An 11538-nucleotide genomic window follows, 5' to 3' on the forward strand; every position below is an offset into this window, starting at 1 on the left:
TGGGATGTATAGATTGCATCACCACAATCTTCAAAGTATAGGTCAGCCCCAACTCGCTTTGTCGGGTTAAGGCTCATCCTAATCAAGCAGGAAGCCTACACACAATACCCCTAGGTTAGTGTAGGGTCAGTCACCGTTCTACGTCCAAGGCTAAAACAAACGATGCCAGTTTCTGATCCGCCAGCCCAGAACCCAAAGTCCTCTGATGAAGCAACCCCCATGGACAAGAACTCTTCGACCGATTTTTCCGTGCGATTCTGGGGGGTAAGAGGTAGTATACCCACGCCCGGATCTCAAACGGTTCGATATGGAGGCAATACCTCCTGTGTAGAAATGCGCTTGGGTGAAAAACGCTTAATTTTTGATGCGGGTACAGGCTTAAGAGTTTTGGGGCTGGATCTGCTCAAACAGATGCCTGTGGAAGCCTATCTGTTCTTTTCCCATACCCATTGGGATCACATTCAAGGGTTTCCGTTTTTTGTTCCGGCTTTTATCCCGATTAATCGCTTTCATATCTATGGTGCGATCGCCCCAGATGGCAGTACAATTAAAGATCGTCTTTGTGATCAGATGGTTCACCCGAATTTCCCGGTGCCGATTCATGTGATGCAGTCGGATATGAAGTTCTATGACTTATCACCGGGGGATGTGCTGACCTTGGATGATATTAAGATTGAAACGGCTCCTTTAAATCATCCTAATGTAGCGGTCGGATATCGAGTCACTTGGCAAGGGCGCACGGCGGTTTACTGTACCGACACTGAACATTTTCCAGATCGCTTCGATGAAAATGTTCTCCACCTAGCTAGGGAAGCCGATGTTTTCATTTATGATGCCACCTATACCAACGAAGAATATCATAATGACAAATTTCCTAAAATTGGTTGGGGACATTCGACTTGGGAAGTGGGGGTGGAAGTCGCTAAAAAAGCTGGGGTGAAACAGGTGGTCATGTATCAACATGATCCGTCCCATAACGATGATATTCTCGATCAAATTGAAGCTCAGGTACAAGCTGTTTTTCCCAATGGGGTTGTAGCCCGGGAAGGCATGATTTTAAAACTCAACTAACAACCTATTCTCAGACAGAAGGTGTCACTTTGGGCTAGGATTTCAGGTGATGTTTGCAGATGGGTTTTGGTTATGGGTTTTCTTAGTCAAGAACAAAATCAGCAGCAGCACAGGCAAACGGGATGGTTTTCTTCCTGGCTGTCGGTTATGATTGTTGGCATCTGGAGTATTAGCATCGCGTTAGGGATGGTACATTCCCTGAATGCAGCGTCTCCATCACAGAAAAATGATCCGGGACTCATTATTAATCAAATGGCGAGTGTAGATAGCATAGAACCCGAATATCAATTAGGATTAGAACTGTATCTCAACACTTGTTCAACTTGTCATATTCCCATTCCTCCCCAAGTCTTTCCCACCCAAACCTGGCAACAAATTATTCAAGATGAACAACATTATGGTGCGACGCTTCAACCCTTAGATGGGCCCTCATTGTTGTTAATGTGGAAATATCTTCAAACCTATTCCCGTTCAATTCCGCTTCAGGAAGAAGCTATCCCTTATCGGTTCAATCGTTCTCGTTATTTTAAAGCGCTGCATCCCCGTGTTGAGTTTTCTCAACCGGTGACGGTGAATAATTGTACCAGTTGTCATCCCGGTGCATCGGAATTTAACTACCGCAATTTAACACCGGAGTGGGAAAATTCTCCTTAAGTCTACACCCGAATTGATCAGGAGAAATCGTTGTTTTTAATAAAAATCCTGAAGCTAACTAATATGATATTATCATTGTTTCCCTTGTTTCGTTGGTTGAATATCCGGCAAGGAATTCCCCTCCGTTGGGTACTTGTTATTCCCTTTTTATTAGAAATTTCAATTGCTGTGGGTTTAACAGGTTGGTTCGCTTTCCGGCATGGAGAAAAAGCGATTAACGAACTGGCACAACAGATTGAAACTGAAGTGAGTTCTCGAATTCAACAACACTTAAATGCTTATCTTTCTACCCCCCATCAAATTAATCAAATTAATGCCGATGCGGTTCAATTAGGATTATTAGATCTCAAAAAATATCCTGAAGTCGGGCATTATTTTTGGAAACAAATTCAAGCTTTTGATGTGGGTTATATTTATTATGTACTTCCTACGGGAGAATATGCAGGAGCCGGGTATTTTTTAGATTTGAAGAAAGCCACTATTGATGAACTGTCTCCCCAAACTCAATGGAAAGCCAATACTTATGCAACGGATCAGCAGGGAAATCGGATTCGGTTAATGGCTTCCTATAATGATTATAACCCTAGAAGTGAAGCGGCATATACCGATGCTGTGAGAGATCGAAAACCCGTTTGGAGTCAGATTTATCAATGGGATAATTTTCCTGATATTATTTCAATTTCTGCGAGTTATCCCCTTTATAATACTCCCAATGATTTAGTTGCAGTCTTGATTACAAATTTACGTTTATCCCAAATTAGTGAATTTTTAAAACGCTTAAAAATTAGTGAGTCTGGACAAACTTTTATTTTAGAACGGAATGGACTTTTGGTGGCGAGTTCCTCCTCAAAACCGCCTTATCAAATGGTGAAGGGTGTGGCAAAACGGCTGAATGCGGCGGACAGTCAAGATGTCATGATTCGAGAAACGTTTAAGGCTTTAACTGAAAAATTTGGTCAAGTTAACTCGATTATGACCGATCAATCTCTTCAGATTTTTATTAATAATCAATATCAATTTGTTAAAATTACTCCTTGGAAAGATCAATGGGGTTTAGATTGGTTGATTGTGGTGGTTGTTCCTGAATCGGATTTTATGAATCAAATTAATGCCAATACTCAAAAAACCATTATTCTTTGTATTGTTGCTGTGGGACTTGCTACCTTATTCGGATTGTTAACCTCTCGTTGGATTACTGAAAAAATTCTTTGGCTGAGTTATGCTTCCCAGGAAATTGCCAATGGAAATCTTAAACAAAAAATTAATATTAATGGAATTAAAGAAATTAAGATTTTGGGTAATTCTTTTAACCAAATGGCTCAACAATTACAACAATCTTTTACCGTTTTAGCAACCGCCAATGAAAGCTTAGAACAACGAGTTGAAGAACGCACCACACAACTCCAAACGGCTAAAGAAGAAGCTGAATCTGCGAATCAAGCAAAAAGTGAATTTTTGGCGAATATGAGTCATGAATTACGGACTCCTTTAAACGGAATTTTAGGTTATGCTCAAATTTTGCAACGGGAACCGAATCTTAGTCCTAAACACTTACAAGGACTGCATATTATTTATGAGTGTGGTTCCCATCTGTTAACCCTGATTAATGATATTTTAGATTTTTCTAAAATTGAAGCCCATAAATTAGAACTTTATCCGGTAGACTTTAATTTAGAATATTGTTTATGGGGAATTCGAGAAGTTTGTCGGTTGAAAGCTGAACAAAAAGAATTAAAATTTATTGACCTAGAATTAACACCGTTACCTTTAGGAATTCAGGGGGATGAAAAACGGTTACGTCAGGTTTTGTTAAATCTATTAGGAAATGCGATTAAATTTACGGATGAAGGATCAGTGACTTTCTCTGTACAAGTATTATCTGAGTCTCCAGAAATTCCATCAGGGGAAAGCCAATCTTTTATCCCTAAAATTTATACTCTGCGATTTCAAGTTGAAGATACGGGAATTGGGATGACGGCTCAACAAATTGAAAAAATCTTTTTACCCTTTGAACAAGTTGGAGAACAGGAGCGAAAAGCAGAAGGAACTGGGTTAGGGTTAGCCATTAGTCATCAAATTGTAGAGATGATGGGAGGCAAAATTAAGGTTGAAAGTATCCTCGGAAAAGGTAGTCGCTTCTGGTTTGATGTAGACTTTCCCGAAGCAGAAGAGCAGTTAGTCAAAACTCATCAAACTCAACAAAAAATTGTCGGTTATCAGGGAGAAAAACGTAAAATATTAATTGTAGATGATCGCTGGGAAAACCGAGCCGTTATTATGAATCTTTTAGAACCTATCGGGTTTGAAGTTAGGGAAGCAACTCAGGGACAAGAAGGGTTAAAAAAGGTCAAAGAAGGGTTTCCTGATCTGGTGATTACAGATATAACGATGCCTGTTTTAGGTGGGTTAGAAATGACCCGACAATTAAGATCAGATTTAGAATTTTCTGATTTGATAATTATTGCTTCTTCGGCTTCTGTTTTTAGTTCAGATCGAGAGGAATGTTTAAAAGCAGGCTGTAATGGTTTTTTACCTAAACCCATTCAAGAACAAAATTTATTGAATCAACTCCAACACTGGTTAAACTTAATTTGGATTTATGAAAACTCAGACACTATCGCTGTGACTCCCCGGTCATCCCCATCTGTTGATTCTTTCATTATTCCTCCTCCTGAAGAACTGACTCAGTTGTACGATTTGGCAAGGGGAGGCTATATTTTAGAAGTTCAAAGTGAGGCTAATCGAATTAAGGAGTTAGATGATCAATATATTGCCTTTGCAGATTATATTCTACAATTATCTGAAGCGTTTGAAGATGAAGAGATTATTCGACTTATTCAACCTCACCTTATTTAAAAAATCATGAAAAATCCCCATCATTCCTATTCGATTTTAATTGTGGATGATAATCTTACCAATATTAAATTATTGCTAGATATTTTAAATCAGTCTGGCTTCCGAGTTTCCATTGCCAAAAGTGGAGAAAATGCCTTAGTTAAACTTCAAGAAAACTTACCCGATTTAATTTTATTAGATGTGATGATGCCGGGAATTGATGGTTTTGAAACCTGCCGTCAGTTAAAGGAAAATCCAAAAACGAAAGATATTCCTGTCATTTTTATGACGGCTTTGAGTGAGTTAGGAAATAAAGTTAAAGGGTTACAATTGGGAGGAGTTGATTATATTACAAAGCCGATTGAACCTGAAGAAGTATTAGCTCGAATTCATGTGCATTTACAATTAAGAAAAATGCAGCTTCAGTTAATTCAAACGGAAAAAATGTCGAGTTTAGGTCAGTTAGTCGGAGGGGTAGCTCATGAAATTAATAATCCGATTAATTTTATTTATGGAAATATCTTTCATGCTCAAAAATATGTCCAAGATTTATTGAAAACTATCGAGCTTTATGAACAATATCTTCCCTCTGATATTCCCGAACTTAAAACCTGGTCTGAAGAAATTGATTTTGACTTTTTAAAAGATGATCTTCCTCAACTTTTATCTTCTATGGAAATAGGTGCTAACCGCATTCGGGATTTAGTGCGATCGCTGCGTGTTTTTTCTCGACTTGATGAAGCACAATTAAAAGAGATCGACTTAAAAGAAGGAATTGAAAGTACATTAATGTTATTAAGTCATCGCCTTAAACCGACTTCCCATCGTCCTGAAATTGAAATCATTCAAGATTATGACAAATTACCCCTCATTGAGTGTTATGCTAGTGAGATAAATCAAGTTTTTATTCATGTTTTCAATAATGCGATTGATGCGATTGATAGTAAAGCGCTCATGTTAGGAAATCATTCTAAAACGCTGAATGTATTTGTTCCTCAAATTCGGATTAAAATTGAATCCACCACTGAGCAAGATGGATTAAAAATTAGTATTGCTGATAATGGGATTGGGATGTCTGCTGAAGTTCAACGCCGCAGTTTTGACCAATTTTTCACAACTAAACCTGTGGGTCAAGGAACGGGTTTAGGATTAGCAATCACCTATGCTATTATTGTAGATAAACATGGAGGAACCTTAACCTGTAATTCTGAAGTAGGACAGGGAAGCGAGTTTAAGATAACCTTGCCCTTTTCTCAGGAAAAAAGGTTAAATTAAGGGAAATTAAGGGATCAGAATTTTAAACGCTTCAAATGTTGTTAAAAATCCTTCTCCTTGAGGAGATGCACACATCAAACCCGCTTGAACTGATGGGTTAGGAGTTAAATAACCTAACCGTAATAGTTGATAATCTTGACCATTGAATGAATATTGAATTTCTACTGATTCTGATCGGCGTTGTAATTTTAACCATAAAGAAGTAGGAGAGAAAGACAGAGGAATTACAGACCAATCAGAATAATCTCTTGTAATTACTGCACTAACATTCTGCACTTCTTCCACAAATTCAATTCCACATTTTAACCAAACGGTTTCACTTTCCCGCACCATTAACCCCGCTTGGTCATACAGAGTTTGATATTGTCCTGTAATTTTTACTTCCAGGTCAAAATCCCCGGTGATTTCCTGATAATAAAAATGTCCATTATCTCGAATAAAATCATAATGAGTAATTCGCCAAAAATCTGTTTTTTCTCCTGATTTAATGATGATTTTATCCCCTTTCTCTTGCCAAAAAGGGGGTTCATTGTACCAAGATTTGAGGGTTTCAGACATTATATAAACTCCTCACAAAAACTCTATAGAGAAACCAAAAACTCAACTAACCCTTAATTACTAATTTTTGGAGCCGGGGTTCTGACCGTTTGAGCATTCTGATAAACCCACAATCCTAACCCCGCTAATATTAAACTCAAAATTGCCATAATCACGACAAAAACTTTTTTCATTTTCATCGTTTCGGCTTCATATTCCAACAGCATTTCCTGTTTAATTCTTTTCTTTTCGTCAAAAGGTTCTAAATTCATATTAATTCAGGATTATCGGTTGACAGTTGACAGTTGACGGTTAACAGTTAACCGCCAACCGCCTTTTAATTAGCTAACCGAAGTTTCAACAACTTCTGAAGATTGAGGATTAATGCGGGGTTGCGAATCTGCATACAAGCGATTGAGAGCATTCAAATACGCTTGAGCCGAGGCGACAATAATATCAGTATTGGCGGCATGACCGGAAAACACTCGACCTTCATGACGTAAACGAATGGTGACTTCCCCAATGGCGTCAATTCCGGCCGTTACCGACTGTACCGAGAACTCAATTAACTCATTAGAAACATTCGCCACCCGGTTAATCGCCCGATACACCGCATCAACGGGGCCAGTTCCAATCGCCGCATCGGTTAATTCTTGGCCGTCAGGGGTGCGGACTGTTACCGTAGCGGTGGGACGCGATTGATTTCCACAGGACACCTGCACAAATTCCAAATGGAATAATTCTGGCGCCTGTTGAATCTCATCATTAACAATCGCTTCCAAATCCCAATCGGTGATTTCTTTTTTCTTATCGGCCAATTCTTTAAACCGAACAAAGGCTTTATTCACCTCATCTTCGCTTAATTCAAATCCCAACTCCCGCATCCGAGTTTGAAACGCATGACGCCCGGAATGTTTGCCCAAAACAATCAAGTTATCATTCAAGCCAATGGATTGAGCATCCATAATTTCATAGGTGCGTTTATGCTTTAAAATCCCATCTTGGTGAATTCCCGACTCATGGGCAAAGGCATTCGCTCCCACAATGGCTTTATTGGGTTGGACTAACATTCCCGTTAAGTTAGACACCAAACGAGAGGTTTTATAAATTTGGCGAGTGTCAATATTCGTTAAGGGCTTTTCCGACTCCGCAGGACGACCCAAAAACGGGTTAAAATATTGGCGTCGGACGTGTAACCCCATCACCAATTCTTCTAACGCGGCATTTCCAGCCCGTTCTCCAATGCCATTAATGGTACATTCCAACTGACGCGCCCCATTTTTCACCGCTTCTAAGAAATTGGCAACGGCTAAACCCAAATCGTTATGACCATGAACGGAAATAATCGCTTGGTCAATATTGGGGACATTATCTTTAATCCCTTTAATAATTGCCCCAAATTCTGCCGGAGTGGTATAACCGACCGTATCAGGTATATTAACCGTTGTGGCTCCGGCTGCGATCGCTCGTTCTAAAACTTGATAGAGAAATTCCGGGTCAGACCGTCCCGCATCTTCGGGAGAAAACTCAATATCATCCACAAAGGATTTGGCATAGGCCACCATTTCTGAAGTAATCTCCAACACCTCAGACCGGGTTTTTTTGAGTTTATATTCCAAATGAATATCCGAAGTGGCAATAAAGGTATGAATTCGGCGATGGACAGCCGGGGAAACCGCCTTCGCCGCTGCTTCAATATCCCCTTTCACCGAGCGAGCTAAACTACAAATCACCGGGCCATCTTCCGTTCCCACCGTTTCAGCAATGCGCGAAACCGCCTCAAAATCCCCCGGACTCGCAATGGCAAATCCAGCCTCAATCACATCCACGCCTAAACGGGCCAATTGTCGGGCAATCACGAGTTTTTCATCGACATTGAGGGTGGCGCCGGGACATTGTTCGCCATCCCGCAAGGTGGTATCAAAAATAATAATTCGGTCGGGGTTCGGTTGAAATTTCATGATTAGAAAATCCTGTTGTCAAGGTTAAAGATTGACCGTTACACCTGGGAGGTTAACAGTTGAAGAACTTCCGTTACGTTTGATTAGAATCTGTGTTGCTTCCCTGGGGGGAAGGCAGCATATCAGTAGCGCGGATAGCCGATGGGGTCTTAATTTTCAGAATCATGATTTCTACGCTTGGTCAGACCAAATTTTAATAATCAGTTTTTTCAATCTGTTCTCGAATATCATTGAGATCAATATAACGATCCGTTGCATTCCGCAGTTCTCGGGCGATCATTCCTTCTGTAGAAACAACAGTAATATGAGTATTTTTAGATCGTAACAGTTCAATTGCCCGTTCAAAGTCTCCATCTCCACTAAAGAGGACAACCCGATCATATTGGTCTACGGTATTAAACATATCTACAACAATTTCAATATCTAAATTAGCTTTTTGAGAATAGCGACCGGAACTATCATCATAATATTCTTTTAAAATTTTTGTGCGAACTGTATAACCTAGACTAATTAACGCATCTCGGAAACCTCGTTGATCTTGGGGGTCTTTGAGTCCTGTATACCAAAAGGCATTGACTAAGGTAATCTCCGCTTGTTCTGTTTTGAAATAGGTCAAAACCCTTCGGGGATCAAAAAACCAACCATTTTTTTGTTGAGCATAGAACATATTGTTACCGTCCACAAATATAGAAAGACGGTTTTTTACGTTAGGCATAGAAACTTAAGACCTAATATTTGTAGTAAAGAATTTAATCTAAATATTCTATCTTACCATCCCTAATCAAAGAAAGTCTCTCGTTCAACAACTGCTGTTGTTTCCCCATGAATCTTTCATCGGATAGATGTAAGAATATAATTTGATCCTACCGTATGAATGCAGTACAAACTAGCCCTTAACAGAAGAAACATAAACCTTTATCAATTCGTTGGGTATTGATTGGATTAACCCTTGATTATTTAACGACTTGAGCCATTTTTTAACACACCAAGTTATATCCTGATTTTTAGTGTTAATCATTGGGCTGAGGTTAATTTTACTCCGTGTCAATAAGTGAGAAACCCAGGAACAAGGTAAAACTTTATTGGCTAGTCTTTGGCAAGATTCCGTGTTACAGGAAACTGTTAACACGAAATGAAACTTAAGATTTAGCCCTATTGGTTTCTATCACTTCTGGGTCTGGACGATGACAACAGTTAAGGATTTGGTTGTTACTGATCTACAATATAGAAATAGTCTATAACCTTTCTAGTATACCGAATAAAGGAACAGTCCTCGTAATCTTAATCACCTCAACGTAAATTTATTGAGGGGATTAGCCATAACTCCCCAGCCATCCTAGTTTCTGTTTATCCTTGTCCTTGGATCTGGAATTGTTATCCTGTTTCTGTTGTTTCCCGCTACTGAACACTTAGATATTCTAGGCTTTTTTGCTTTCTAGTGCCCATCGAGCCAGTTCTGTACGATTATGAAGGCCTGTTTTTCCCAACATATTGCTCACATGACTTTCAATCGTGCGTTGACTGACTTTCATAATCCGAGCAATATCACGGTTTGCTAAACCTTGGGCGACTAACTGTACAACCCTTAACTCCGTTGGAGTTAGTTCTACATTTCGACGCACCCGTAATTTAGGGCCATTATCCACATTGGGATTTTGGCGCTGAATCAAACGGGATGCTTGTCGCAGGGAAGATTCCACTTGAGCCACTAATTCTTCAGGTTCAAAAGGCTTAACAATATAGACATCGGCTCCGGTATTCAAACCTTTGACTTTATCTTGGCTTTGTCCTTTTGCTGATAAAAATAGAACAGGAATCCATCCGGTACGCGGATCTTCTCTAATTTGCTTAACTAGAGTATAGCCGTCCATTTCTGGCATCATAATATCGCAGATCATCAGATCAGGAAGTTCTTGTTCGAGAATTTCCAATGCTACTCTGCCGTTCTCTGCGGTGATGACATCATATCCCCGAAATTCTAAATAATCCCTGACCAATAAGACCAGGTTGGGGTCATCATCCACCAGCATGAGTCGTTTTTGTTCTCCGTTACTATCCTTCATTTTAAATATGTTCCAATGGAGAATCCTGCAACATCAAGGACAATTTTTGAGATTGATTCAAGGAGCCGGATGAACAGCTTTTTATTGATCTTGGGACTCAAAAACCTTGATTGTCGTACATTTGACTACCCCTGAATTAGGGAGACATTTCTCTGAAGTCAGTCGTCTCCTGATTTAGCTGTCATTGACATCCTCCCGACACCAACGATCAAGCTTATGGTGCGGGTCTTCTGGCTCCCATTTTCGATAAAACAGCGCTCTGAAAAATAGATATATAGGCAAGTTTACGACATTTTACTAAGAAATGATCCAATATCTATCATACCGGAAATCGGATCTGTATAAGTTACAAATGCTTAAGCAAAAAAAGACTTAACGTTTCAATAGATTTCTTAGCTAATCCTTGACCTCTGGTGGGACACAAGAAAAACAATCCGGTAGAGGATGGGTGAGAAACACATACTCTTCTACTACTTGAGAACCCAAAATATGCTCTTGGAGAATTCGTTCAATCACAGTTGGTGTTGCAGAATGATACCAAACCCCATCAGGATAAACCACTAAAATAGGGCCATGAGTACAAACACGCAAACAATTAGCTTTGGTTCTGAACGTACAACCGGGTTGAGTCTCTGTCGGCTGATCCAGTTTTAACTCAGCTAATCGTTTTTTCAAATAGTTCCAAGCTTCTAAACTCTCTTCCTTAGAGCAACAGAGGGGTTTAGTTTGATCCGCACAAATCAAAATATGGCGCTGAATTTTATCTAATCCCAAAGCTTGCACCGCTTTCACCAGAGGTTGAGTCCCTAAACCCGACTCAGAAGTCGCAATCATCGCAGATTCAGACGAAGATGACATACAATTACGCCGTTTGATCTAAAAAGCCTTAAAACTATATCGTAACAGGTCGTAATCAGTTATCAGTTATCAGTTATCAGTTATCAGTTATCAGTCATCAGTCATCAGTCATCAGTCATTAGTCGTTAGATGTAGCTAACGTCTACCGCATTACTCCACACCAGAAATAGACGGGAAACTTGGTAGCCTCGCCTATAAGCGAGCGAGGCGGAAAAGTGACTCGGCGGATTTATCCGCATTCAATTAATAGTGATGTGGATCTTCAATATATTTCTGAATAGTTG

At 39.7% G+C, this 11538-nt stretch carries 10 protein-coding genes; 4 read left to right on the forward strand and 6 right to left on the reverse strand.

Annotation, left to right across the window (positions count from 1 at the left end; genetic code table 11):
* Positions 1–162: 162 nt before the first annotated feature.
* The 4 genes from H6G57_RS14705 (at position 163) to H6G57_RS14720 (ending at position 5835) form a co-directional block, all read left to right on the forward strand.
* Complete coding sequence (locus tag H6G57_RS14705) at positions 163–1071, forward strand: MBL fold metallo-hydrolase (RefSeq protein ID WP_072720393.1); 909 nt, start codon at positions 163–165, stop codon at positions 1069–1071.
* A 72-nt stretch (positions 1072–1143) separates the two neighbouring features.
* A complete protein-coding gene (locus tag H6G57_RS14710; protein ID WP_190519736.1) occupies positions 1144–1725 on the forward strand; it encodes a cytochrome C in 582 nt (193 codons plus the stop codon).
* A 63-nt stretch (positions 1726–1788) separates the two neighbouring features.
* Positions 1789–4581 carry a hybrid sensor histidine kinase/response regulator gene (locus H6G57_RS14715; RefSeq protein WP_190519738.1) on the forward strand — a complete coding sequence of 931 codons (2793 nt, stop codon included), beginning with the start codon at positions 1789–1791 and terminating at the stop codon, positions 4579–4581.
* Between the two features lie 6 nt (positions 4582–4587).
* On the forward strand, positions 4588–5835 hold the full coding sequence (locus H6G57_RS14720) for a response regulator (protein WP_190519740.1): 1248 nt from the start codon (positions 4588–4590) through the stop codon (positions 5833–5835).
* A gap of 6 nt (positions 5836–5841) precedes the next feature.
* On the opposite strand, the gene H6G57_RS14725 is transcribed toward H6G57_RS14720, so the two are convergent.
* The 6 genes from H6G57_RS14725 to H6G57_RS14750 form a co-directional block, all read right to left on the reverse strand.
* Positions 5842–6393 carry a DUF1349 domain-containing protein gene (locus H6G57_RS14725; RefSeq protein WP_190519742.1) on the reverse strand — a complete coding sequence of 184 codons (552 nt, stop codon included), beginning with the start codon at positions 6391–6393 and terminating at the stop codon, positions 5842–5844.
* A 53-nt stretch (positions 6394–6446) separates the two neighbouring features.
* A complete protein-coding gene (locus H6G57_RS14730; RefSeq protein WP_190519743.1) occupies positions 6447–6644 on the reverse strand; it encodes a hypothetical protein in 198 nt (65 codons plus the stop codon).
* A gap of 69 nt (positions 6645–6713) precedes the next feature.
* Positions 6714–8333, reverse strand: coding sequence for a 2-isopropylmalate synthase (locus tag H6G57_RS14735; RefSeq protein WP_190519745.1), 1620 nt, complete (start codon positions 8331–8333; stop codon positions 6714–6716).
* A gap of 193 nt (positions 8334–8526) precedes the next feature.
* Positions 8527–9048, reverse strand: a complete 522-nt coding sequence (locus tag H6G57_RS14740; RefSeq protein WP_190519747.1) for an NYN domain-containing protein — start codon at positions 9046–9048, stop codon at positions 8527–8529.
* 703 nt (positions 9049–9751) lie between these two features.
* Positions 9752–10396 carry a response regulator transcription factor gene (locus H6G57_RS14745; protein ID WP_190519749.1) on the reverse strand — a complete coding sequence of 215 codons (645 nt, stop codon included), beginning with the start codon at positions 10394–10396 and terminating at the stop codon, positions 9752–9754.
* A 396-nt stretch (positions 10397–10792) separates the two neighbouring features.
* Positions 10793–11230 (reverse strand): ferredoxin, encoded by a 438-nt coding sequence (locus H6G57_RS14750; RefSeq protein ID WP_190519761.1) that lies wholly within the window; start codon positions 11228–11230, stop codon positions 10793–10795.
* Positions 11231–11538: the final 308 nt, after the last annotated feature.

The sequence above is a fragment of the Planktothrix sp. FACHB-1365 genome (genome assembly GCF_014697575.1).
Taxonomy (GTDB): domain Bacteria; phylum Cyanobacteriota; class Cyanobacteriia; order Cyanobacteriales; family Microcoleaceae; genus Planktothrix.

Excerpts from the sequence above, each read along its gene's own strand:
- H6G57_RS14705 (WP_072720393.1), top strand. The coding sequence starts at position 163 with ATGCCAGTTTCTGATCCGCCAGCCCAGAACCCAAAGTCCTCTGATGAA.
- H6G57_RS14710 (WP_190519736.1), top strand. The coding sequence starts at position 1,144 with ATGGGTTTTCTTAGTCAAGAACAAAATCAGCAGCAGCACAGGCAAACG.
- H6G57_RS14715 (WP_190519738.1), top strand. The coding sequence starts at position 1,789 with ATGATATTATCATTGTTTCCCTTGTTTCGTTGGTTGAATATCCGGCAA.
- H6G57_RS14720 (WP_190519740.1), top strand. The coding sequence starts at position 4,588 with ATGAAAAATCCCCATCATTCCTATTCGATTTTAATTGTGGATGATAAT.
- H6G57_RS14725 (WP_190519742.1), bottom strand. The coding sequence starts at position 6,393 with ATGTCTGAAACCCTCAAATCTTGGTACAATGAACCCCCTTTTTGGCAA.
- H6G57_RS14730 (WP_190519743.1), bottom strand. The coding sequence starts at position 6,644 with ATGAATTTAGAACCTTTTGACGAAAAGAAAAGAATTAAACAGGAAATG.
- H6G57_RS14735 (WP_190519745.1), bottom strand. The coding sequence starts at position 8,333 with ATGAAATTTCAACCGAACCCCGACCGAATTATTATTTTTGATACCACC.
- H6G57_RS14740 (WP_190519747.1), bottom strand. The coding sequence starts at position 9,048 with ATGCCTAACGTAAAAAACCGTCTTTCTATATTTGTGGACGGTAACAAT.
- H6G57_RS14745 (WP_190519749.1), bottom strand. The coding sequence starts at position 10,396 with ATGAAGGATAGTAACGGAGAACAAAAACGACTCATGCTGGTGGATGAT.
- H6G57_RS14750 (WP_190519761.1), bottom strand. The coding sequence starts at position 11,230 with ATGATTGCGACTTCTGAGTCGGGTTTAGGGACTCAACCTCTGGTGAAA.